The following is a 22412-nucleotide window of genomic DNA, read 5'->3' as shown; positions in this document are numbered from 1 at the left end:
TATCCCTGTTCGCCAATAATGGCGCCTCATTTAACGATCTCGTTATGGCGAGGCTCCTGCATAAATACAAGTTACCGCCCTGTTGGTATCGAGAGAGACCACTCAGGGAAATACAGGCTTCCATCGAATCAAGGTGTTGCCAAGGTAACTTCTGGCGGTCATAACCGTTCAGATACGTTATGCAGTGCTAAAACCAGGACGTAGGGATCTGCCTGCGCTAACCCTGTCTTGTTCGCCCCTATGAGTGATTTTTTATAGGGATTTTAATCATGTCTTCCATTCAACTCTGCGCCGCGCATCAGGCGACCTCTGGCTTCGACGGCGATGCGATCGCCCAGTACATGCGTACCGATTTTATTACGTTGCAGGAACATTTCAGCGTCCATGAGGCGCGTGAACACTTTATCTCGCAGCTCGCCAGCGACGATATCCCCGGCCAGGTATTTGTCGTCGCCGGTAACAAGCTGCGCGGCAGCTTATCAGTCAAAAAACTATTGCAGGAGGTAGAGGTAGGCCAGTCTATTCGCTACCTGATGGACAGCTGTCTGTTCCGCGTTAAACCCGACGATGAGCGCCCTCAGGTCATTGCCGAACTCACCGAGCGCGGCCTCGATCTGGTGCCGGTTGTCGATAAAGGCGAGCTGGTCGGCTGCCTGATGGAAAAGGAGATAGCCCATCTGCTGGAGGATGACGTCACCGAAGACGCCCAGCTGCAAGGGGCGACGCTACCGCTGGAAAAACCGTATCTGGAAATCAGTCCGTGGACGCTGTGGAAGAAACGCTCGGTCTGGCTGCTACTGTTATTTGTTGCCGAAGCCTACACCAGCAGCGTGCTGCAGCATTTTGAAGAGGCGCTGGAATCTGCCATCGCGCTGGCCTTCTTCATCCCGTTACTGATCGGTACCGGCGGCAACAGCGGAACTCAGATAACCTCAACGCTGGTGCGTTCAATGGCGTTGGGTGAAGTCCGCTTACGTGACATGGGACGGGTTATCCGCAAAGAGGTGTCGACCTCGTTTCTGATTGCCCTGACCCTGGGTCTGGCGGGCTGCCTGCGCGCCTGGATGATGGGGATTGGCATGGAAATCACGCTGATCGTCAGCCTGACGCTGGTCTGCATTACTCTGTGGAGCGCGGTGGTGTCTTCGGTTATTCCGATGTTGCTTAAGCGGGTCGGTATCGACCCGGCGGTGGTTTCCGCGCCGTTTATCGCCACGCTGATTGATGGCACCGGGCTGATTATCTATTTCAAAATCGCCCAGTATTTTCTTGGGCTGAACTGATCGAAACAGCCCGGGCGCCAGGGTGCCCGGGCTCTCGGATTAAATTTCCGCCAATGCCTGCGCGCAGGCCCAGGCGCTTGACCACGCCCACTGGAAGTTATAGCCGCCGAGCCAACCGGTGACGTCCATCACTTCACCGATAAAGTAAAGCCCCGGCGCTTTGCGCGCCTCCATGGTGCGTGACGAAAGCTCATTGGTATCCACGCCGCCGAGCGTCACTTCCGCAGTACGATAACCTTCAGTGCCGTTCGGCTGCACGCGCCACGCGGTTAGCGTCTCCACCAGTGCCTGCTGATCGCGAACGTTCAGTTGCTTCAGTGTCACATCAGGTATTTGCCCAAGCTGCTGTAAACATTCGACCAGCCGCTTCGGCAACTGCATCGCGAGGGTATTTTTCAGGCTTTGGTTCGGATGAGCGCCCCGCTGCTCGTTGAGGAACGCCTCAAGATCGCAGTCCGGCAGCAGGTTGACGGTGACAAACTCGCCAGGCTGCCAGTAGCTGGAAATCTGCAGCACCGCCGGGCCGGAAAGGCCGCGATGGGTAAACAGCAAATTTTCGCGGAACAGCGTACCGTTCTCGGCGGTAATGGTAGCAGGAACCGAAACGCCGGAAAGCACCTGCAGCTGTTCAAGCAGCGGTTTATGCAGGGTAAACGGCACCAGCCCGGCGCGGGTCGGCAATACCTTCAGGCCAAACTGCTCGGCTACCTTGTAGCCAAACGGCGACGCGCCGAGCCCCGGCATCGACAGGCCGCCGGAGGCGATTACCAGCTTCTTCGCCGCCAGCGTTTCACCGTTAACCTGTAGCCGGTAGCCTTGTTCATCGCGCTCGACGCTAAGAATTTCGCTGCGCAGACGGATCTGTACGCCGCCCTTTTCACATTCCGACAGCAGCAGATTGACGATTTGCTCCGCTGAATCATCACAAAACAGCTGGCCCAGCGTTTTCTCATGCCAGGCAATGCCATATTTACCGACCAGTTCTATAAAATCCCACTGGGTGTAGCGCGCCAGCGCAGATTTGCAAAAATGCGGGTTTTGGCTGAGATATGCCGCGGGTTCGACATACATGTTGGTAAAGTTGCAGCGTCCGCCGCCGGACATCAGGATTTTGCGCCCCGGCTTTTTGCCATTATCGAGCAGCAGCACCCGGCAGCCCAACTGCCCCGCCTGCGCCGCACAAAACATTCCCGCCGCACCGGCGCCGATTACAATGGCATCAAACCTTTCCACTCAACTTTCCTCATTCCCGAATTGTCGGGAATTGTAAATATTTCACTCTGGTCACACCAGCACGAAAAAAACAACATTCAGTTACGTCTTTGAAAGATATAGGATTACTCCCAACCGGGTAAAACCCAAACAGGAAGAAAATCAAAAAAAGTCTATATTTCACTTTGCCCGCGCCGCTAAAGTCACTGATAATGCGCCGCGTTCATGTCCTCAAAATGGCGTAACGTCCTATGCTACATTTATTTGCCGGTCTGGATTTACATACCGGACTATTATTATTGCTTGCTTTAGCTTTTGTACTGTTTTACGAAGCGATTAACGGTTTTCATGATACCGCAAACGCTGTTGCAACGGTGATCTACACTCGCGCAATGCGGTCGCAGCTTGCTGTTGCGATGGCGGCACTCTTCAACTTTTTCGGCGTTCTGCTGGGCGGTCTCAGCGTAGCCTATGCCATCGTGCATATGCTGCCAACGGACCTGCTGCTTAACATGGGTTCCGCACATGGCCTCGCCATGGTGTTCTCTATGCTGCTGGCGGCCATCATCTGGAACCTCGGAACCTGGTATTTTGGCCTCCCGGCCTCCAGTTCTCACACCCTGATTGGCGCCATCATCGGTATTGGTTTAACCAATGCGCTGATGACCGGTACGTCAGTGGTTGATGCGCTGAATATCCCGAAAGTCATCGGCATTTTTGCCTCGCTTATCGTCTCGCCGATCGTTGGCCTGGTGGTAGCGGGCGGCCTGATTTTCATTCTGCGTCGTTACTGGAGCGGTACCAAAAAACGTGCTCGTATCCACCTGACCCCAGCGGAACGCGAAAAGAAAGACGGTAAGAAAAAACCGCCGTTCTGGACCCGTATCGCGCTGATCCTGTCCGCTATTGGCGTGTCGTTCTCGCACGGCGCCAACGATGGGCAGAAAGGCATTGGTCTGGTCATGCTGGTACTGATTGGCGTCGCGCCGGCGGGCTTCGTGGTCAACATGAACGCGTCAGGTTACGAAATCACTCGTACCCGCGATGCGGTCAACAACGTGGAAACCTTCTTCCAACAGCGTCCTGAGCTGCTGAAGAAAGCCACCGGCGTTGATCAACTGGTTCCGTCACCGGAAACCAACACCGCGGCCAACGGCGAGTTCCACTGCCATCCGGCGAACACCATCAACGCGCTTGACCGCGTGAAGACGATGCTCACCGGAACGGAAAGCTACGATTCGCTGTCAGTGGATCAGCGCGGCCAACTGCGTCGTATTATGCTCTGCATCTCCGACACCACCGACAAAGTGGCCAAACTGCCGGATGTGAGCTCTGACGACCAGCGCCTGCTGAAGAAACTGAAAACCGATATGCTGAGCACCATCGAGTACGCGCCAATCTGGATCATTATGGCGGTCGCGCTGGCGCTGGGTATTGGTACCATGATCGGCTGGCGCCGCGTGGCGACCACTATCGGCGAGAAGATTGGTAAGAAGGGTATGACCTACGCGCAAGGTATGTCCGCACAGATGACCGCTGCGGTGTCTATCGGCCTTGCAAGCTACACCGGGATGCCTGTTTCTACCACCCACGTGCTCTCCTCCTCGGTTGCGGGGACGATGCTCGTTGATGGCGGCGGCCTGCAGAAGAAAACCGTCACCAGCATCCTGATGGCATGGGTCCTCACCCTGCCGGCAGCCATTTTGCTGTCAGGCGTGCTGTACTGGCTGGCTCTGAAGCTTATCTAAGCAGTAGTCATGCGAAAAATGGGTCAGGAAACTGGCCCATTTTTTTTTGCCGTCTATTCAGCGCAGCTCAATGCCAGATAAGCAGCGCAATCATACTCACCAGCACCAGACCACATAGCGCGCTGGTCAGGATGAACTGCCGGCGAACACGCTCACAGCGACGAATAAACTCGTCATCATGATGATCGCGATATCGTTGGGCATAGATATACCAAACCAGCCGCATTTGTTTACTGGGCTGCCCATGCGAGGTGAAAAAACCTCCGCCATCAACATATTGATAGAGCAAGGGATCGCAACCACGTAGCACAACCAATAATGCACGCAACGATGAGAAGTAGCGTGCCATATTCACCACACAAACGATACACAGGGCCCAAAACAGCGCAACAGTGCTGATCATACTTCCTCCCCGGCGACCCATCCACGGAGATCCCTCCGGGACTACCGCTCCCCAATATCATCCAACCCACCGTACAGTAAAAGAGTGCGATACCGGTCACGTTTATTTATCCAACCGGCTCATTAAATAGTGTAGGAGATCAGTTAATTTTTTTACCACAAGGTTAATCGTTATCAATACGTAAGACGGAATAATTTGTTTAACTAACGGTGAACCAGGTGCATTGACGGAGTGCGAGGGGCGCTATATTGTAGAAATTATCTTCTACAATTAAGTCCTTAAAGGCTTAGCCCCCCGCGAATCTAGCTTGCAGGACGCGGGCGAATCGGCAGCACAGGCTGTCTGGTCCAACGGTCATCGACAACTTATGGAAGGAGTAACACTATGGCTTACAAACACATTCTTATTGCAGTAGACCTATCACCGGAAAGCAAAGTGCTGGTAGAGAAAGCGGTTTCTATGGCGCGTCCCTACAATGCGAAAGTTTCCCTGATTCACGTGGATGTGAATTACTCCGACCTCTACACCGGTCTTATCGATGTCAATCTGGGCGACATGCAGAAACGCATCTCTGAAGAGACGCACCACGCGCTGACCGAGCTTTCCACTAACGCCGGCTACCCGATTACCGAAACCCTGAGCGGCAGCGGCGATCTTGGCCAGGTGCTGGTCGACGCGATCAAAAAATACGATATGGACCTGGTGGTCTGCGGTCACCATCAGGACTTCTGGAGCAAGCTGATGTCCTCCGCGCGTCAGCTGATCAACACCGTTCACGTTGATATGCTGATCGTACCGTTGCGCGACGAAGAAGACGAATAATCCGCTTCTCCTCGCCAGCCAACGCCCGCACCTGCGGGCGTTTTTGTTTTTATGCTGTATCCCGCCTGAAGCGCACCGACCACATCAGGATATCAATCCAGATAATTAATGTCGGTTAGTGTGATCAACCATTTATTAGAAATAATATCTATATAATAATCTATACATTCAGCCAATGACCGCATCATGATGGGTCATCAGACTTTTTCGGCGCGTTTTGGCAGACGCGTTCATACTTTTTGGGATAGCACTAAAAGGCGAAGGAATATGAAAACAACTGCACCTACGGGCTTGCTGCAGCAACCCCGTCCGTTCTTCATGATCTTTTTTGTAGAGTTATGGGAGCGTTTTGGCTATTACGGCGTCCAGGGCATCCTGGCGGTGTTCTTTGTTAAACAGCTTGGTTTCTCTCAGGAACAGGCATTTATCACCTTTGGCGCCTTCGCGGCGCTGGTCTACGGCCTCATTTCCATTGGCGGCTATGTCGGTGACCATCTGCTGGGAACCAAACGCACGCTGGTGCTCGGCGCCGTCGTGCTGGCTATCGGCTACTTTATGACCGGCCTGTCGCTGCTCAAACCCGATCTTATCTTTATCGCGCTTGGCACGATCGCCGTCGGCAACGGGCTGTTTAAAGCCAATCCCGCGAGCCTACTGTCAAAATGCTATCCGCCTAAAGATGCCCGTCTCGACGGCGCCTTCACCCTGTTTTATATGTCGATTAACATCGGTTCGCTGCTGTCGCTGTCGCTGGCGCCGGTTATTGCCGATAAGTTTGGCTACGCGGTAACCTACAACCTGTGCGGCGCCGGGCTTATCGTCGCGCTGCTGGTCTACTTCGCCTGCCGCGGAATGGTGAAAGATATCGGTTCCACCCCGGATCATCAGCCGCTGAGTTTCCGTAATCTGCTGTATGTGCTGGTCGGCACCGTGGTGATGATTTTCCTCTGCGCCTGGCTGATGCATAACGTTAAAATCGCCAACCTGGTGCTGATTGTGCTGTCCATCGTGGTGACGATTTTCTTCTTCCGCGAAGCTTTTCGCCTCGATAAAACCGGCCGCAACAAGATGTTCGTCGCCTTCATCCTGATGCTCGAAGCGGTGGTGTTTTATATCCTGTACGCCCAGATGCCGACCTCGCTCAACTTCTTCGCCATCAATAACGTGCATCACGACATTCTCGGCATGACGATTAACCCGGTGAGTTTCCAGGCGTTGAATCCGTTCTGGGTGGTGGTCGCCAGCCCGGTACTGGCGGCTATCTACACCCGTCTTGGCAACAAAGGCAAAGACCTGACCATGCCGATGAAATTCACTCTCGGCATGTTCCTGTGCGCGCTGGGCTTTCTGACCGCCGCGGCGGCCGGGATGTGGTTTGCCGACCCGCAGGGACTGACCTCGCCGTGGTTTATCGTGCTGGTTTATCTGTTCCAGAGTCTCGGCGAACTGCTGATTAGCGCCCTGGGACTGGCGATGGTCGCCGCGCTGGTGCCGCAGCGGCTGATGGGCTTTATTCTGGGGATGTGGTTCCTGACTCAGGCCGCCGCGTTCCTGATGGGCGGCTATGTCGCGACCTTCACCGCGGTACCGGAAAATATAACCGACCCGCTGCAGACGCTACCGATCTACACCAACGTGTTCAGTAAAATTGGCCTCGTGACCCTGGCGGTGACGGTGGTGATGGCCTTTATGGTGCCGTGGCTGAACCGGATGATAAATACCCCAGCCAGCGCCGAGTAACCCGTTAGCCGCCCCGGCGACAACCGCCGGGGCGAGAATAAAAGGCGGCAACGGCCGCCATTATTTTAATCTAGAGAACAAATGAAAAGCTGGCTTTAATATATATTTATAATATGTCTGTAGTAGAGCAAGCATAATTCTCAGTTTTCTCCCCACCACACTTTTTCCCCGCCTTATTATGCTAGAGTACATTACAGCGCGTCAGGCCTCACCTCATAAAAATGGCAAACTACGTTCATATTTATACGTAATCATGCGGCGAATAATATAAAAGGAATTATTATGAATAATGGGTTTAAAAGGGATAACTTGCTCCAGATACTGAGCGAATTATTGCCAAAAGAAACCATTGATGAACGGAAATATGTTCATGGTCTTATTCGTTCGAAGCCAGCGGTGCTGTACTTCGCCGATACACAAATAGTCCAGCTTAATCTTTCATTGTTTTATGATTACAAAGATAATTACCAGCGCATCCCTTATACTGATATACGCGAAATTAAAATACGCAACGTTCTCTGGCGAAAGTTCGCGCTCATATATACCAATCCGATCGCGCCCATTGAAGTTGAAATGCCCGGCAAATGCCTCGGTTGCCCATGGCAGGCTGAAAACTTAAGCTATCTATTAGAGAATGATTTCTTTCAGAATAGTTGGCCTCATTAGGCCTTATTAAGTAGATACTGTTATCGGTTTGCAACTTTTTAAGGGTTTTTCCCGGACGCGGCGCGTTGCGCCTTCTCCGGGCTACCAAATCGCATCGTGCTGTAGCCCCGGTAAGCGGCAGCGCCACCGGGGGATTTTGAGATCGCCAGCACCAGTAGTGTCAGCCATCATGGTGAATTAATTAAAGGCAGGCCGCACGGACCGTAGGTCGGGTAAGGCGTTAGCCGCCACCCGACAAAAAACGACACCGCGAGTAGCTAGCCCGGGTAAGGCTTAAGCCGTAGCCCGGATAAGGCGCGTTGCGCCGCTATCCGGGAGATACCATCACGGCGTAATATTACTCCGGCGTACCGGCATAAATATCAAACCGATGCCCTTTGGTGACCACCGCGTTCGGCGTGGCGACATCCGCCAGCGGCGGCGCATAATCCGGACGCTTCACCACCACTCGTTTGGTCGCCAGCTGTCGCGCCGGCGCCAGCAGGCCATCGGCGTCTAAATCGGGCCCCACCAGCGACTGAAATACCCGCATCTCTTTTTTGACCAGCGCGCTTTTCTGCTTATGGGGAAACATTGGATCCAGATACACCACCTGCGGGCGCGGGGTGATATCGGTCAGCGCATTCAGACTGGAAGCATGAATCAGCTGCAGGCGCTCCTGCAGCCAGCCGCCGATCTCCGCATCGGCATAGCCACGTTTCAAACCATCGTCGAGCAGCGCGGCGACCACCGGATTACGCTCCAGCATCCGCACGCGGCAGCCGACCGACGCCAGCACGAAGGCATCACGCCCCAGGCCGGCGGTGGCGTCGACAACATCCGGCAGATAATCGCCTTTAATACCCACCGCTTTGGCTACCGCTTCGCCGCGGCCGCCGCCAAACTTGCGCCGATGGGCCATCGCCCCGCCGACGAAATCGACAAAGATTCCGCCAAGTTTGGGCTCATCACGCTTGCGCAGTTCCAGATGCTCGGCCGTCAACACCAGCGCCATCGGATTCTCAGCATCATGCTCCAGCCCCCAACGGGCGGCCAAAACAGATAAGGCGCCGTCACCGGCGCCTGTTTCATCAATTAAGCAGATCTTCACGTAGCAATCAGCCTTTGATCCCGTAATGCTCAAGCATCGCGTCCAGCTGCGGCTCGCGCCCGCGGAAGCGTTTGAACAGCACCATCGGCTCTTCGGAACCGCCGCGGCTCAGGATATTGTCGAGGAATGACTGACCGGTTTCGCGGTTGAAAATCCCCTCTTCTTCGAAGCGCGAGAAGGCATCCGCCGCCAGCACGTCGGCCCACAGGTAGCTGTAGTAGCCCGCCGCGTAGCCGCCCGCAAAGATGTGGCTGAATGCATGCGGGAAGCGGCCCCAGGTCGGGCCAGGCACCACGGCGACCTGCTTTTTAATCTCGGCCAGCGTCTCGAGGATTTTCGCCCCCTGCTCCGGCGAGTATTCCGCGTGTAGACGGAAATCGAACAGACCGAACTCCAGTTGGCGCAGAATAAACATCGCCGCCTGGTAGTTTTTCGCCGCCAGCATTTTCTCCAGCAGTTCCTGCGGCAGCGGTTCACCGGTTTCGTAATGACCGGATATAAAGGCCAGCGCTTCCGGCTCCCAGCACCAGTTTTCCATAAACTGGCTCGGCAGCTCGACCGCATCCCACGGCACCCCGCTGATGCCGGAAACGCCAGCGGTATCAATGCGGGTCAGCATGTGGTGCAGACCATGGCCGAACTCGTGGAACAGGGTAATTACTTCATCGTGCGTGAACAGCGCCGGTTTGCCGTTTACCGGGCGGTTGAAGTTACAGGTCAGATAAGCGACCGGTTTTTGCAAGGAGCCATCCAGTTTACGCATCTGGCCGACGCAGTCGTCCATCCACGCCCCGCCGCGTTTATGTTCGCGAGCATACAGGTCGAGATAGAAGCTGCCGCGCAGCTCGTTATTTTCGTCATACAGCTCGAAGAAACGCACTTCCGGATGCCACACATCGACATCGGTACGCTCTTTGGCGGTGATGCCATAAATGCGCTTAACCACTTCAAACAGGCCGTTAACGGCTTTGTTTTCCGGGAAATACGGGCGCAGCTGCTCATCGCTGATGCTGTAGAGATGCTGTTTCTGTTTTTCGCTGTAGTAAGCGATATCCCACGGCTGCAGTTCATCGACGCCAAACTCGGCTTTGGCGAAAGCACGCAGCTGAGCTAGCTCTTTCTCGCCCTGAGGACGCGCGCGTTTTGCGAGGTCGGTCAGGAAATCGAGCACCTGCTGCGGGTTTTCGGCCATTTTGGTGGCCAGAGATTTAAAGGCGTAGCTGTCAAAGCCCAGCAGTTGCGCCAGTTCGTGACGCAGCGCGAGGATCTCCGCCATCACCGGGCTGTTATCCCATTTCCCAGCGTTCGGGCCCTGATCGGAGGCGCGAGTGGAATAGGCGCGATACATCTCTTCGCGCAGCGCCTGATTGTCGCAGTAGGTCATCACCGGCAGATAGCTCGGGATATCCAGCGTCAGCAGATACCCTTCCTGCTCTTTCGCCTGCGCCTGGGCCTGAGCGGCGGCCAGCGCGCTTTCAGGCATGCCAGCGAGATCGGCGACGTCGGTCACCAGCTTGTTCCAGCCCATGGTGGCATCAAGCACGTTGTTGCTGTACAGATTGCCAAGCTCAGAGAGGCGCGCGGCGATTTCGCCGTAGCGTTTCTGCGCTTCTGCCGGCAGGCCAATACCGGATAATTCGAAATCGCGCAGCGCGTTATCGACCGCTTTTTTCTGCGCGGTATTCAAGGTGGCGTAGTTATCGCCGTCGCGCAGGTCGCGGTAGGCTTTATACAGGCCTTCATGCTGGCCGACCCAGGTGCTGTACTCGGAGAGCAGCGGCAGCGTCTGTTCGTAGGCTTCACGCAGCTCCGGGCTGTTTTTTACCGAATTTAAATGGCTGATTGGCGAGAAGATGCGTCCCAGCACATCGTCCACTTCCGCCAGCGGCTGGCAAAGATTTTCCCAGCTATACGGCGCGCCGTGCGCCACCGCGCTTTCCACCGCGGCCCGGCAATCATCCAGCGCTTTGGTGACCGCAGGGACCACGTGCTCTGGTTTAATCGCAGAAAAAGGCGGCAATGAAAAAGGCGTCAGTAATGGATTGGTCATATGCGCTGTCCTGTTGAAGAAGGTGAATGAAGCGCGCGTTCCGGCGCTTTTGCATGAGATCTAGAATGGGGGATAGTTGCGGGAATTTCAATGACAGGCGGTGCGACAGCGGCAATCCTGGGCGAACTGCGGTAAACTGTCGGTTAACTTGTTTACTTCCCGGAATCTCTGCATACATGCTCAGTTATCGCCACAGCTTTCACGCAGGCAACCACGCCGACGTCCTTAAACACACCGTTCAGAGTTTGATCATTGAATCGCTGAAAGAGAAAGAAAAACCGTTTCTCTACCTGGACACCCACGCCGGCGCGGGCCGCTATCAGCTGAGCGGCGAGCACGCCGAACGTACTGGCGAGTACCTTGAAGGCATCGCCCGTATCTGGCAGCAGGACGATCTGCCGACCGAGCTGGAGCCGTATATTTCGGTCGTCGAGCACTTCAACCGCAGCGGCCAGCTGCGTTACTACCCGGGTTCGCCGCTTATCGCGCGCCAACTGCTGCGCGAGCAGGACAGCCTGCAAATGACCGAATTGCACCCGAGCGACTTCCCGCTGCTGCGCGCCGAGTTCCAGAAAGACAGCCGCGCGCGCGTCGACAAAGCCGATGGCTATCAGCAGCTGAAGGCCAAGCTGCCGCCGGTTTCCCGTCGCGGTCTGATTCTTATCGACCCGCCATACGAAATTAAAACCGATTATCAGGCGGTGGTCACCGGGATTAACGAAGGTTATAAACGCTTCGCCACCGGCACCTACGCGCTGTGGTATCCGGTGGTGCTGCGCGCGCAAATCAAACGCATGATTAAAGATTTAGAAGCCACAGGTATTCGCAAAATTCTGCAAATCGAGCTGGCGGTGCGTCCGGACAGCGATCAGCGCGGCATGACCGCCTCCGGGATGATCGTCATCAACCCGCCGTGGAAGCTGGAACAGCAGATGAATAACGTGCTGCCGTGGCTGCACAGCAAACTGGTTCCAGCCGGTACCGGTCACGCGACCGTGAGTTGGATCGTACCGGAGTAATCGCAACCATCGGTGGAACCTTTTAAGCCTCGCGCTACAATCGCGGCAATTAACGATTAAGGACATATGGGCATGAGCAAACATTATGATTACCTCGCCATCGGCGGCGGCAGCGGCGGTATCGCCTCGATTAACCGTGCGGCGATGTACGGCCAGAAGTGCGCGCTGATTGAAGCCAAAGAGCTGGGCGGCACCTGCGTCAACGTCGGCTGCGTGCCGAAAAAAGTGATGTGGCATGCGGCGCAGATCCGCGAAGCAATCCACCTGTATGGCCCGGATTACGGTTTCGATACCACCATCAATCATTTCGACTGGGATAAGCTGGTCGCCAGCCGCAGCGCCTATATCGACCGTATTCATACCTCTTACGACAACGTACTGGGTAAGAATAAAGTTGATGTTATCAAAGGGTTCGCGCGCTTTGTCGATGCCCACACCGTGGAAGTCAACGGCGAAACCATTACCGCCGATCATATCCTGATCGCCACCGGCGGCCGCCCGAGCCACCCGAACATTCCGGGTGTGGAATACGGTATTGATTCCGACGGTTTCTTCGAACTGCCGGCGCTGCCGAAGCGCGTGGCGGTAGTCGGCGCGGGCTATATTGCCGTTGAACTGGCCGGCGTGATTAACGGCCTCGGCGCCGAAACGCACCTGTTCGTGCGTAAACACGCGCCGCTGCGCAGCTTCGATCCGCTGATCGTTGAGACTCTGGTGGAAGTGATGAACGCCGAAGGCCCGCAGCTGCACACCAACGCAATTCCGAAAGCGGTAGTCAAGAATGCCGACGGCAGCCTGACTCTGGAGTTGGAAGATGGCCGCAGCCAGACCGTAGATTGCCTGATTTGGGCGATTGGCCGCGAACCGGCGACCGATAACTTCAACCTGGCGGCAACGGGCGTTAAAACCAACGATAAAGGCTACATCATCGTTGATAAGTTCCAGAACACCAACGTACCGGGCATCTACGCGGTGGGCGATAATACCGGCGCCGTTGAGCTGACGCCGGTCGCCGTGGCCGCAGGCCGTCGTCTGTCCGAACGCCTGTTTAACAACAAGCCGGAAGAGCACCTCGACTACAGCAATATCCCGACCGTAGTCTTCAGCCACCCGCCAATCGGCACCGTCGGCTTAACCGAGCCGCAGGCGCGCGAGCAGTACGGCGATGACGCCGTGAAGGTGTACAAATCGTCCTTCACCGCGATGTATACCGCCGTGACCTCTCACCGCCAGCCGTGCCGTATGAAGCTGGTCTGCGTCGGTCCGGAAGAAAAGATTGTCGGTATTCACGGTATCGGCTTCGGAATGGATGAGATGCTGCAGGGCTTTGCGGTAGCGCTGAAGATGGGCGCCACCAAAAAAGACTTCGACAACACCGTCGCCATTCACCCGACCGCAGCGGAAGAGTTTGTCACTATGCGTTAATCCGCGCAGCCCCGTCTCAGGACGGGGCTTCACTATTGCTCCGTCACCAGGTTACGCAGGATCTGATGGCCGATGTAGTTACTCCAGTTAAAGCTGTTTTGCAGCACCACCACCGCGTTTTGATTCGCTTTATCGAAGCCGATATAGCTCGAATATCCGCCGATGTAACCCACCTGATAGGTCAATTGCTGCTGACCAAACGTATCGGTCACCCAGGCAATGTTCGCCGCTTCGATTTGCCGCGGATAATAATCGACGCTAACGTCCCTGAATGCCTTATCCAGCGCCGTCTGCCCCGTGGGCGCGAAGTGAGCGCGGGCATAATTAATCAGATCGCCGGCGTCGCTGTACAAACTCGCCGCGCCAACCATGTTATTGGTAAACTTCCAGTCCGGCGTCAGCGCGCCGCGCGGTTTAAATTTCGGCTGATCGCCTGCATGTCCCAGCGCCCGCCACGGATATTCACGCAGCGTTTGCGGCTGGAAGCTGGTATTCCCCATCGCCAACGGCCGGAAGATCATCCGTGAAGCCAGCGTCTCAATCGATTCGCCGGTTTGGTATTTGAGGATATATCCCAGTATCGCAAAACCAAGGTTGGAGTAGCCCGGCTCGCGTTCCTGCGGCGCATTGAAGTTGCTCAGATAGCTCAACACGCCATCGGCATCGAGCTCGTGATAGAAGTTTTCACCGTCGTTAAGATAGGCCAATAGATGCTCAAGCGACAGCATATTCATCGGCTGACGCGGCAGCCCGGAGGTATGGGTGACCAGCTGCAGCAAGGTTATCTTACGGGCATCTTCGCTCAGCGCCGTACCCGGCGGCAGCAGAGTTTGTAAGGTGTCGTTCCAGTGCAAGCGTCCCTTGTTAACCAGCATCGTCACCACTTCAGCGGTTACGCCTTTACTTAACGAGCCGAGGGCAAAAAGCGTTTGCGGGGTTATCGGGTAGCGCTGCTTATCATCCGTCACGCCGAAGCAGTGAAATTCAGCCGGACCGTTGTGATGAATAACCGCCACCACCACGCCGCTAACCTGCTTTTCACGCATGTAATGGCTGACGAAAGCGTCGATGGAAAGCCGCTGCCCATCATTTCCCACCAGGCTGGTTTCATTGCTGGGCGGACTCATTTGCGACAGCGTACCGGAACAGCCTGAAACCAACAGTAATGCCAATAGCACAAGGCCTAACCGCCTGTTCAAACTTCACCTACCTGCCGCGCATTTTGGGATGAGATAAAAAATAGACGCGGATCGTAGCGGTATTACTCTGCCAGCGCAAAGCGAATACGCTGAAAAATAAATAAGCTCCAGGCTTAGGACGCTACGCCACGCCGTTATTGCCGTGGCGCATAAATGCCGGACGCTGGTTAAGGGCCATATACCAGCGTTCGACGTTTGCCATCTCCGGGTGGGCGAACGGCGTCATTTTCCAACGGTGCACCGAAAGCCCCAGCACGATATCCGCCAGCGTAAACGTCTCGCCGGTCAGCCACGCGCCGGTGCGCTGTAGCTGGTTGTCGACAATCTGTACGCAGCGCGTCCACGCGGCGATACTCTCTTTAATCGCTGCGGGGTCCTGGAAACGCGGGTCTTTACGCACCAGTCCCGTGAAAGCGTAGCGCCAGGCGCTATTAAACTCCGTCGCCTGCCAGTCCATCCAGTGCTCTACCTGCGCCGCGGCACGTAACGCCGAGGGTAGCAAATCCTCACGTCCGGCCTTACGCGCCAGATAGCGGCAGATGCTGTTCGACTCCCAAAGGACAAAATCGTCATCCACCAGCACCGGCACTAACGCATTCGGATTGAGCGCCAAAAATTCCGGCGTATCAAGCGGGCTATAGCCGCTGCCATAATCTTCCTGCTGATACTCGATCCCCGCCTCTTCGCAGGTCCAGAGGACTTTACGCACGTTAATAGACGAGCGTTTACCCAAGATTCTTATCATCGTCAGCAACCCTTTTTCGTAATATGGCAGACATGAAGCTTGCCGGATAATGTGTATAGTGGATTGCAGAATAATTATCCACTACAGGTACTCTTACACATGGTCACTCCCTTCAACATTTTAACGCCCGGCAATATCCGCTTTGGCCGCGGGCAGGCCCGCAGCGCCGCGCCGTGGCTGGCGCAATATGATGCCCCGGTGCTGCTGGTTCACGGCGCGACCAAAAGCCGCGCCCAGTTTTTATTGAGTGAACTGACCGCATTGCATCTTCAGGTCAGCACGTTTGCTATCGCCAATGAACCCACGCTGGACGATATAGAACGCGGCGTACGGCTGGCGCGCGAGCGCGGCGTCGGCGCGGTGGTCAGCCTTGGCGGCGGCGCGGTCATTGATGCCGGTAAAGCCATTGCCGCGCTGGTCCCGGCAAGCGGGCCTGCCATCGACTATCTGGAAGTCGTCGGAACGGGGAGAATACTGGAAGCCAGCCCGCTACCGTTTGCCGCTATTCCCACAACGTCCGGCACCGGCGCGGAGGTCACTAAAAACGCGGTCATCAACGTCCCGCAGCAGCAACGCAAAGTCAGCTTGCGTGACGACCGCATGCTGCCGCAGCTGGCGATTGTCGATCCGGCGTTAACGGATAACGCCCCCCGCGCCGTCACCCTCGGCTCCGGCCTTGATGCCTTAACTCAGGTTATCGAACCCTGGCTGTGCACCCGGGCGACGCCCTTCACCGATGCTCTGTGCCGTGAGGCGATCCCCCGCGGCATCGCCGCGTTAAAAACGCTGATGGAAAAAGAGTGTGCCGACAGCCGCGACGAGCTGGCCTGGGTCAGCCTGTGCGGCGGGCTGGCGCTGGCCAACGCCGGGCTGGGCGTGGTTCACGGTCTTGCGGGGCCGCTTGGCGGGCTAAGCGATGCCTCCCACGGCGCGCTCTGCGGCTGCCTGCTGCCCTTTGGGCTGGAACTCAATGAGTCGCAGGTAACCAATCCGGCGCTGCGCCAGCGTTTCCTCGACGTGCGCCAGTGGATCGCTGCCGGACTCGGCGTCTCGCCGGATGACGCCTGGCAAAGCCTGCGCGAATGGAGCCAGCGCTCGGGGCTCGGCAATTTACGCGACCTCGGCGTGCCGCGCGAAGCGCTGGAACCCGCCGCGCTGGCGGCCAGTAGTTCATCGTCGATGAAAGCCAATCCGGTCACGCTGGATTCAGAGCAACTGCTGGAGATGCTGGAAGCCGCCTGGGAATAAACGAGCCAACCGCCTGCGTTTACCCGGGGCGGTTCAAATTTTGTTGCATAATGAATGCTCCGAATTTCGTTTTCGCGCATTCACGATACCGGTAAATATTCACCCTTTAATTTCAAAGACCTGCTCTACTTCCCTGTCGTTTTTATGCACTGAAAAGCGTGACCTGACGCACAGTTTGTCTTCCGCAGACCGAAGCGAGTGTCTACGCTTATTAGAGAGCCCGGGCATGCCCGGCCCCTAAACTCACGCTATCCGGAGGCCTGTATCGCTATGTTCAGCCAGAAACTACGCAACGTTGATGACGACGAGTTGAGGATCGAAAACGATCCGTGCTACGAAGCCGATCCGTATGAGTTAAAACTGGATGAAATGTTCGACGCCGAACCGGAGCCGGAGATCATCGAAGGGCTACCGGCGTCCGACGCGCTGACCCCCGCCGACCGCTATCTCGAGTTGTTTACCAACGTCCAAAAGTCGCGCATTTTTCTTGATAGTAAAACCTTTCCCGACTGCGCGCCGAAACACGATCCGCTGGATATCCTGATGCACTATCGACGGGTTAAGCGTACGCCGGAGTTCGATTTGCGTCAGTTTGTGGAAGACAACTTCTGGCTGCCGGATAACCGCGCCGATGATTACACTTCTGATCCGAAACTGACGCTAAAAGAGCATATCGATAAGCTCTGGCCAGTCCTCACACGTGAACCGCAGGATCATATTCCGTGGTCGTCGCTGCTGGCGCTACCGCAGTCATATATCGTCCCCGGCGGGCGTTTTAGCGAAACCTACTACTGGGATTCCTACTTCACCATGCTGGGGCTGGCGGAAAGCGGCCGTGAAGATTTGCTCAAATGTATGGCCGACAACTTCGCCTGGATGATTGAAACCTACGGCCACATTCCCAACGGCAATCGCACCTACTATCTCAGCCGCTCCCAGCCGCCGGTGTTCGCCCTGATGGTTGAACTGTTTGAGGAAGATGGCGTTCGCGGCGCGCGCCGCTATCTTGACCATCTCAAATTAGAGCACGCCTTCTGGATGGACGGCGCGGAATCGCTGATCCCTAACCAGGCCTACCGTCACGTGGTGCGTATGCCTGATGGTTCGCTGCTTAACCGCTACTGGGACGACCGCGATACGCCGCGCGATGAATCCTGGCGAGAAGATGTAGAAACGGCAAAACATTCCGGCCGCCCGCCGAACGAGGTCTATCGTGACCTGCGCGCCGGCGCGGCTTCCGGCTGGGACTACTCCAGCCGCTGGCTGCGCGATATCACCCGGCTGGCGAGTATCCGTACCACCCAGTTTATTCCCATCGACCTCAACGCTTTTCTGTTTAAGCTGGAAAATACTATCGCCAACCTTTCCGGCCTGAAGGGCGATCGCGAAGCTGAAGCCGAATTTCGCCGTAAAGCTAACGCACGCCGGGAGGCGGTGACCCGCTATCTGTGGGATGAAGAGTGCGGCTGTTTTCGCGATTACGACTGGCGCCGTGAGCAGTTGGCCTTGTTCTCCGCCGCCAGTATCGTCACGCTATATGTCGGGATGGCGACTCACGCCCAGGCCGAACGGCTGGCGGATGCCGTACGCGCGCGTCTGCTCACCCCTGGCGGCATCATGGCGACGGAATATGAAAGCGGAGAACAGTGGGATAAACCCAACGGCTGGGCGCCGCTGCAGTGGATGGCGGTACAGGGATTCAAAATGTACGGCCACGACCCGCTCGGCGATGAAATCGCCCAGAGCTGGCTGCAGACGGTGAATCAATTTTATCTCAAACACCACAAGCTGATTGAGAAATATCATATCGCCAGCGGCGTCCCACATGAGGGTGGCGGCGGGGAGTATCCGCTGCAGGATGGCTTCGGCTGGACCAACGGCGTGGTACGGCGACTCATCAGCCTGTACGGCGAGCCGAGGTCTTCATGAGGCACTTTCCGTCGGCATGCTGTGCTGCTAAGGTTTTATTTTCCCCTTGCCAGAGCCGACAACATGCCCGAACTGCTTACGCCGCGGCTGCGCTGCTCGCCGCTGCAGCTTGACGACTGGTCTTTTTTTCTCAGCCTGCAACAGGATCCGCAGGTGATGCTCTATGTCGCGGATAACCGGCCCATCGCCGATATCCGCGCCGCGTTTGATACGCGCCTGCCGGCCTGGTCGCCTAAGGCCGCGCACTGGTTATGTCTGGTGGTTCGCGATCGGCAAAGCCATACGCCCCTCGGCCTGACCGGCTATTGCCACCACGATGATGATATTGCCGAAGTGGGCTTTCTCTTCGCCCCACAGGCGCAGGGCCAGGGCTACGGATATGAATCACTGCGGGCGCTATGTGATTACGCGTTTTCTACAGGCGGCATCCGTCGCCTGACCGCCAGCGTCACCGCCGGGAACCAGGCCTCAAAACAACTGCTGCTAAAAACAGGATTTATTCAGGAAGGAGAGCTACGCGAGAGCTACTGGCTACATGGCCGTTGGCACAATGACTGGCTGTTTGGCCTGATGCGCCACGATTACCAATAAGGTCCTGGGCCATCCGGCGAATGGGGGCAACCCCGCTTTTCCTCTACACTGCCGCCAACCACAGAGGAAAAGATCATGACCGTCACCACGTTAAGCCTGCCGGGGCTGCGTTTTATCCAGCAGACGCAAGGGCTGGCGCTACTGCCGTATCAGGACAAATTTGGGCAATGGCGGGTCGGCTACGGCCACGCTATCGGTGAAGATGAGAAAGAGACGCCCATCACCGCCGAACTGGCGATGATGCTATTGACGCTAGACCTGCTGCGGTGCCAACAGATATTACAGCGAAGGTTAGTCGTGGAACTGACTCAGCCGCAGTGCGATGCCCTGCTGGCGCTGGTATTCAGTTTAGATGGCAGCGCCCAACCGGAGTTGGAGGCTATTTTGCGTTCACTTAACAGCCACAACATAACGCAGGCGCTGGCGATATGGCGGAAAATTGACCGCGATAACGCCTTCCGCCTGCAGGAGTGCGAGTGGTTTTCTCAGACCAGTTAATTTTCACCGACGCTATTAAATGCCATCGCCGCCTGGGTCCGATTTTTCACATCCAGCCGCCGATATAACGACTCAAGATGCGCTTTCACGGTCCCGGCGCTGATATTTAACGTACGGCTAATTTCCTTATTAGAGCTGCCTTCCGCCAGCAGTTTTAAAATTTCCTGCTGGCGACGACTTAAATGCACAGCGTGTTTCCCGCGCTCCGCCGAAGTCATTAACCAGGTGCCAGGCAGACACATCATACCCAACATGATGCTATTAATGATCTGGGCAAACATATCGGCGCTATCCTCACGTTGGGCAATGGCGCGCACGTTCCACGCCAGCGCTCGTTGCAGCCAGCTTTTATTATCATCCGAAACCACTAATAATACTTTGGCATGCGGAAAACGCTGCTGCTTTTCCTGGAGCAACCAGCAACAAAATTCACTATTCAGGTCGCCATCAAGGATAAGAAGCGCCTGCGGATGAGCCGTGAGCAGTTGCCACAGCTGTTCTGCCTGACAGGTGCTATGAATATTAATTTCAGGAATACGTTGTTGTAAGCCGACCTTCATTCCATGAATAAATATTGACTGCCTGTCAAACATGATTACTTGCATGGACTGCTCTCCATCGAAAAAATACCCCTTAAAAAGTGGGGGAAGGGTAATATCAGCCGACAAAAATAAGAACTCGCCGTATGACCTAAGCCATTTTACCGATGGAGTAGATGATATAAACATCATGAAGATGAATAGTTACACGCCAGCGCGGAACGATTACCCATTCATAATATTTATTACATTTGATGTAAGGAATTCCTTAATTAAACGGACAGCTAAGCGGAAAATAATATTATTTCCGCCAGTGTAATCCACTCGCGAAAAATCAGCGATATGCATGAGGAAAAAGAGTGTTACGGAATAATAAAACGCACAATATGGTGACGCCCTGCGCCATTATGCGCAGGGCGTTCTCATTACAAAAACATGCCGCCGGAAACCTCAATGCGCTGAGCGTTCATCCAGCCAAGCTCGTCGCTCAGCAACGCGGCGATAGCATCGCCGATATCATCCGGCAGACCGACGCGTCCCAGCGCCGTCTGGGCGGCAATATGCTGGTTAAGCTGGGCATTATCACGCACCGCACCGCCGCCAAAGTCGGTTTCAATTGCCCCGGGAGCGATAATATTGACCGATATCCCGCGCGCGCCGAGCTCTTTGGCCTGATAACGGGTTAATACCTCCATCGCGCCTTTCATCGCCGCATAAGCGGAATAGCCCGGTAGCGCAAAACGCGCCAGCCCGCTGGAGACGTTCAGAATGCGCCCGCCATCTTTAATCAAAGGCAGCAGCTGCTGGGTAAGGAAGAACGGTCCCTTAAAGTGGATGCTCATCAGCTCGTCAAACTGCGCTTCGCTGGTCTCGCTAAACGGCGCGGTCAACCCGATGCCGGCATTGTTCAATAAATAATCGAAGCTATCGCGCTGCCACTTCTCCTTGAGACATTGCGTCAACTGTTGCGCAAAGCCAGAAAAACTGGCGCTATCACCGACGTTCAGCGGTAATGCTGCTGCTTCCGCGCCTGTTTGCTCAATTTCGCCCACCACTTCCAGCGCCGCCTGCTGGTTACTGTGGTAGGTCAGAATAATATCGGTTCCCTTGGCCGCCAGCTTCAGCGCCGCGTTTTTTCCCAGGCCGCGGCTGCCGCCGGTCACTAAAGCGATACGTTGTGTCATCAGAAACCTCTTCGTCATTACGTGTGTGTGAATAAAGAGCTTATTAGCAGACGCAGTAACAATAAATTGGCTAAATTACGTTTTACTGTTTCAGTATTAACAACAATAGGCAGTAAGTATGGATAAAATTCACGCAATGCAACTCTTCATCCGCGTCGCGGAGCTGGAGAGCTTCTCTCGCGCCGCCGATACCCTTGGGTTGCCCAAAGGTAGCGTATCGCGACAGATCCAGGCGCTGGAAAGCCATCTCGGCGCCCGCCTGCTCCACCGCACCACCCGCCGGGTGCAGCTGACTCAGGACGGCATGGTCTATTACGAACGCGCCAAAGACCTGTTAAGCAATATCGAAGAGCTGGATGGTATGTTTCAGGGCGATCCGTCGAGCATCAGTGGCCGCCTGCGTGTCGATATGCCGATCAGCGTCGCCAAAAAACTGGTCATCCCGAAACTTCCCGCGTTTTTACAACAGTATCCCGGTATTGAAGTCGAACTGAGCAGTAGTGACCGGCTGGTCGATGTGGTGCGCGAAGGTTTCGACTGCGTGATCCGGGTGGGTACGCTTAAAGACTCGGGACTCATCGCCCGCCCGCTCGGCAAGCTCACGCAAATTAACTGCGCCAGTCCACATTATCTGGCGCGCTTCGGCTACCCGGAAAGTCTCGACGATCTGGCGGATCATGCCCTGATCCACTATGCCAGCAACTTCGGCGCGCGGCAGTCAGGTTTTGAGGTCGTCAGCGACGGCGTCGTGCGCTGGGTCAAAATCGGCGGCGTGTTGACCGTCAATAGCACCGAAACCTACCAGGCCGCCTGTCAGGCCGGGCTCGGCATTATTCAGGTTCCGCGCATTGCGGTACGCGAACCGCTGCGTACCGGCGAGCTGGTTGAGATCCTGCCGCAGTACCGCGCCGAACCGATGCCGGTATCGATTATCTATCCACATCGGCGCAATCTCTCCCGCCGCGTACATCTCTTTATGGAGTGGCTGGGCGGATTGATGAAAGGTTATGTCGATTAATCG

The 22412-nt window shown here is 55.7% G+C and carries 20 protein-coding genes and 1 riboswitch; of the genes, 12 read left to right on the top strand and 8 right to left on the bottom strand.

Going from position 1 to position 22412, the window contains the following annotated elements; all coding sequences use genetic code 11:
* Nucleotides 1-31: 31 nt before the first annotated feature.
* Nucleotides 32-213, top strand: a riboswitch (M-box (ykoK) riboswitch).
* Nucleotides 214-269: 56 nt separating this feature from the next.
* Complete coding sequence (locus ABLV66_RS01270) at nucleotides 270-1283, top strand: magnesium transporter (RefSeq protein WP_320482746.1); 1014 nt, start codon at nucleotides 270-272, stop codon at nucleotides 1281-1283.
* A 39-nt stretch (nucleotides 1284-1322) separates the two neighbouring features.
* Here the strand turns inward: ABLV66_RS01270 and ABLV66_RS01265 are convergent, their stop codons facing one another.
* The gene (locus ABLV66_RS01265; RefSeq protein WP_047047843.1) at nucleotides 1323-2516 is read right to left on the bottom strand and encodes a BaiN/RdsA family NAD(P)/FAD-dependent oxidoreductase; all 1194 of its coding nucleotides are present in this window, start codon (nucleotides 2514-2516) and stop codon (nucleotides 1323-1325) included.
* A 230-nt stretch (nucleotides 2517-2746) separates the two neighbouring features.
* On the opposite strand from ABLV66_RS01265, the gene pitA reads away from it, so the two are divergent.
* Nucleotides 2747-4243 carry an inorganic phosphate transporter PitA gene (gene pitA, locus ABLV66_RS01260; protein WP_045397146.1) on the top strand — a complete coding sequence of 499 codons (1497 nt, stop codon included), beginning with the start codon at nucleotides 2747-2749 and terminating at the stop codon, nucleotides 4241-4243.
* Nucleotides 4244-4310: 67 nt separating this feature from the next.
* On the opposite strand, the gene uspB is transcribed toward pitA, so the two are convergent.
* A complete protein-coding gene (gene uspB, locus ABLV66_RS01255) occupies nucleotides 4311-4646 on the bottom strand; it encodes a universal stress protein UspB (protein ID WP_015703743.1) in 336 nt (111 codons plus the stop codon).
* 384 nt (nucleotides 4647-5030) lie between these two features.
* Between uspB and uspA the strand changes: the two genes are divergently transcribed.
* The 3 genes from uspA to ABLV66_RS01240 all read left to right on the top strand — a co-directional run bounded on the left by uspA (nucleotide 5031) and on the right by ABLV66_RS01240 (nucleotide 7874).
* The gene (uspA, locus tag ABLV66_RS01250; RefSeq protein WP_004145166.1) at nucleotides 5031-5468 is read left to right on the top strand and encodes a universal stress protein UspA; all 438 of its coding nucleotides are present in this window, start codon (nucleotides 5031-5033) and stop codon (nucleotides 5466-5468) included.
* Between the two features lie 267 nt (nucleotides 5469-5735).
* A complete protein-coding gene (dtpB, locus tag ABLV66_RS01245; RefSeq protein WP_045397149.1) occupies nucleotides 5736-7208 on the top strand; it encodes a dipeptide/tripeptide permease DtpB in 1473 nt (490 codons plus the stop codon).
* A gap of 282 nt (nucleotides 7209-7490) precedes the next feature.
* Nucleotides 7491-7874, top strand: coding sequence for a hypothetical protein (locus ABLV66_RS01240; RefSeq protein WP_348876584.1), 384 nt, complete (start codon nucleotides 7491-7493; stop codon nucleotides 7872-7874).
* A 337-nt stretch (nucleotides 7875-8211) separates the two neighbouring features.
* On the opposite strand, the gene rsmJ is transcribed toward ABLV66_RS01240, so the two are convergent.
* Both rsmJ and prlC read right to left on the bottom strand, forming a co-directional pair.
* Nucleotides 8212-8964 carry a 16S rRNA (guanine(1516)-N(2))-methyltransferase RsmJ gene (rsmJ, locus tag ABLV66_RS01235; RefSeq protein ID WP_047078852.1) on the bottom strand — a complete coding sequence of 251 codons (753 nt, stop codon included), beginning with the start codon at nucleotides 8962-8964 and terminating at the stop codon, nucleotides 8212-8214.
* Nucleotides 8965-8971: 7 nt separating this feature from the next.
* Nucleotides 8972-11014 carry an oligopeptidase A gene (gene prlC / locus ABLV66_RS01230; protein WP_045397157.1) on the bottom strand — a complete coding sequence of 681 codons (2043 nt, stop codon included), beginning with the start codon at nucleotides 11012-11014 and terminating at the stop codon, nucleotides 8972-8974.
* 176 nt (nucleotides 11015-11190) lie between these two features.
* On the opposite strand from prlC, the gene ABLV66_RS01225 reads away from it, so the two are divergent.
* Together ABLV66_RS01225 and gorA are read left to right on the top strand one after the other, a co-directional pair.
* A complete protein-coding gene (locus tag ABLV66_RS01225) occupies nucleotides 11191-12033 on the top strand; it encodes a 23S rRNA (adenine(2030)-N(6))-methyltransferase RlmJ (protein WP_015703746.1) in 843 nt (280 codons plus the stop codon).
* A 72-nt stretch (nucleotides 12034-12105) separates the two neighbouring features.
* Nucleotides 12106-13458 carry a glutathione-disulfide reductase gene (gene gorA / locus ABLV66_RS01220; protein WP_045359206.1) on the top strand — a complete coding sequence of 451 codons (1353 nt, stop codon included), beginning with the start codon at nucleotides 12106-12108 and terminating at the stop codon, nucleotides 13456-13458.
* A gap of 32 nt (nucleotides 13459-13490) precedes the next feature.
* Here the strand turns inward: gorA and ABLV66_RS01215 are convergent, their stop codons facing one another.
* Nucleotides 13491-14585, bottom strand: a complete 1095-nt coding sequence (locus tag ABLV66_RS01215) for a serine hydrolase domain-containing protein (protein WP_063415798.1) — start codon at nucleotides 14583-14585, stop codon at nucleotides 13491-13493.
* A gap of 193 nt (nucleotides 14586-14778) precedes the next feature.
* Entirely contained in the window at nucleotides 14779-15402 is a 624-nt protein-coding gene (locus tag ABLV66_RS01210; protein WP_047065928.1) for a glutathione S-transferase family protein, read from the bottom strand.
* Between the two features lie 99 nt (nucleotides 15403-15501).
* Here ABLV66_RS01210 and ABLV66_RS01205 point away from each other — a divergent pair, with 99 nt between their 5' ends.
* From ABLV66_RS01205 to ABLV66_RS01190, 4 genes are all read left to right on the top strand, one after another.
* The gene (locus tag ABLV66_RS01205) at nucleotides 15502-16650 is read left to right on the top strand and encodes an iron-containing alcohol dehydrogenase (RefSeq protein WP_047065929.1); all 1149 of its coding nucleotides are present in this window, start codon (nucleotides 15502-15504) and stop codon (nucleotides 16648-16650) included.
* Between the two features lie 270 nt (nucleotides 16651-16920).
* Complete coding sequence (locus tag ABLV66_RS01200) at nucleotides 16921-18579, top strand: alpha,alpha-trehalase (RefSeq protein ID WP_047078846.1); 1659 nt, start codon at nucleotides 16921-16923, stop codon at nucleotides 18577-18579.
* A gap of 63 nt (nucleotides 18580-18642) precedes the next feature.
* The gene (locus tag ABLV66_RS01195; protein ID WP_047047824.1) at nucleotides 18643-19170 is read left to right on the top strand and encodes a GNAT family N-acetyltransferase; all 528 of its coding nucleotides are present in this window, start codon (nucleotides 18643-18645) and stop codon (nucleotides 19168-19170) included.
* Between the two features lie 75 nt (nucleotides 19171-19245).
* On the top strand, nucleotides 19246-19668 hold the full coding sequence (locus ABLV66_RS01190) for a glycoside hydrolase family protein (protein ID WP_047047822.1): 423 nt from the start codon (nucleotides 19246-19248) through the stop codon (nucleotides 19666-19668).
* Here the strand turns inward: ABLV66_RS01190 and ABLV66_RS01185 are convergent.
* A complete protein-coding gene (locus tag ABLV66_RS01185) occupies nucleotides 19665-20273 on the bottom strand; it encodes a helix-turn-helix transcriptional regulator (protein WP_015703753.1) in 609 nt (202 codons plus the stop codon). The two genes, ABLV66_RS01190 and ABLV66_RS01185, sit on opposite strands and share 4 nt — an antisense overlap.
* 359 nt (nucleotides 20274-20632) lie before the next feature.
* Entirely contained in the window at nucleotides 20633-21391 is a 759-nt protein-coding gene (locus tag ABLV66_RS01180) for an SDR family NAD(P)-dependent oxidoreductase (RefSeq protein WP_348876586.1), read from the bottom strand.
* A gap of 118 nt (nucleotides 21392-21509) precedes the next feature.
* On the opposite strand from ABLV66_RS01180, the gene ABLV66_RS01175 reads away from it, so the two are divergent.
* On the top strand, nucleotides 21510-22409 hold the full coding sequence (locus ABLV66_RS01175) for a LysR family transcriptional regulator (RefSeq protein WP_047047817.1): 900 nt from the start codon (nucleotides 21510-21512) through the stop codon (nucleotides 22407-22409).
* Nucleotides 22410-22412 lie beyond the last annotated feature (3 nt).

This window comes from Klebsiella sp. CN_Kp073 (genome assembly GCF_040065495.2).
Lineage (GTDB): Bacteria > Pseudomonadota > Gammaproteobacteria > Enterobacterales > Enterobacteriaceae > Klebsiella > Klebsiella aerogenes.
Note: the sequence above shows the minus strand (reverse complement) of the source record. Positions and strands in the feature narration are given on the sequence as shown.

What these genes read in the sequence shown, in the direction of transcription:
- ABLV66_RS01180 (WP_348876586.1), bottom strand. Translation starts at nt 21,391, where the DNA reads ATGACACAACGTATCGCTTTAGTGACCGGCGGCAGCCGCGGCCTGGGA.
- dtpB (WP_045397149.1), top strand. Translation starts at nt 5,736, where the DNA reads ATGAAAACAACTGCACCTACGGGCTTGCTGCAGCAACCCCGTCCGTTC.
- uspB (WP_015703743.1), bottom strand. Translation starts at nt 4,646, where the DNA reads ATGATCAGCACTGTTGCGCTGTTTTGGGCCCTGTGTATCGTTTGTGTG.
- ABLV66_RS01190 (WP_047047822.1), top strand. Translation starts at nt 19,246, where the DNA reads ATGACCGTCACCACGTTAAGCCTGCCGGGGCTGCGTTTTATCCAGCAG.
- ABLV66_RS01240 (WP_348876584.1), top strand. Translation starts at nt 7,491, where the DNA reads ATGAATAATGGGTTTAAAAGGGATAACTTGCTCCAGATACTGAGCGAA.
- uspA (WP_004145166.1), top strand. Translation starts at nt 5,031, where the DNA reads ATGGCTTACAAACACATTCTTATTGCAGTAGACCTATCACCGGAAAGC.
- ABLV66_RS01215 (WP_063415798.1), bottom strand. Translation starts at nt 14,585, where the DNA reads ATGAGTCCGCCCAGCAATGAAACCAGCCTGGTGGGAAATGATGGGCAG.
- ABLV66_RS01195 (WP_047047824.1), top strand. Translation starts at nt 18,643, where the DNA reads ATGCCCGAACTGCTTACGCCGCGGCTGCGCTGCTCGCCGCTGCAGCTT.
- ABLV66_RS01205 (WP_047065929.1), top strand. Translation starts at nt 15,502, where the DNA reads ATGGTCACTCCCTTCAACATTTTAACGCCCGGCAATATCCGCTTTGGC.
- ABLV66_RS01200 (WP_047078846.1), top strand. Translation starts at nt 16,921, where the DNA reads ATGTTCAGCCAGAAACTACGCAACGTTGATGACGACGAGTTGAGGATC.
- ABLV66_RS01270 (WP_320482746.1), top strand. Translation starts at nt 270, where the DNA reads ATGTCTTCCATTCAACTCTGCGCCGCGCATCAGGCGACCTCTGGCTTC.
- pitA (WP_045397146.1), top strand. Translation starts at nt 2,747, where the DNA reads ATGCTACATTTATTTGCCGGTCTGGATTTACATACCGGACTATTATTA.
- ABLV66_RS01185 (WP_015703753.1), bottom strand. Translation starts at nt 20,273, where the DNA reads ATGCAAGTAATCATGTTTGACAGGCAGTCAATATTTATTCATGGAATG.
- ABLV66_RS01225 (WP_015703746.1), top strand. Translation starts at nt 11,191, where the DNA reads ATGCTCAGTTATCGCCACAGCTTTCACGCAGGCAACCACGCCGACGTC.
- ABLV66_RS01210 (WP_047065928.1), bottom strand. Translation starts at nt 15,402, where the DNA reads ATGATAAGAATCTTGGGTAAACGCTCGTCTATTAACGTGCGTAAAGTC.
- prlC (WP_045397157.1), bottom strand. Translation starts at nt 11,014, where the DNA reads ATGACCAATCCATTACTGACGCCTTTTTCATTGCCGCCTTTTTCTGCG.
- ABLV66_RS01175 (WP_047047817.1), top strand. Translation starts at nt 21,510, where the DNA reads ATGGATAAAATTCACGCAATGCAACTCTTCATCCGCGTCGCGGAGCTG.
- gorA (WP_045359206.1), top strand. Translation starts at nt 12,106, where the DNA reads ATGAGCAAACATTATGATTACCTCGCCATCGGCGGCGGCAGCGGCGGT.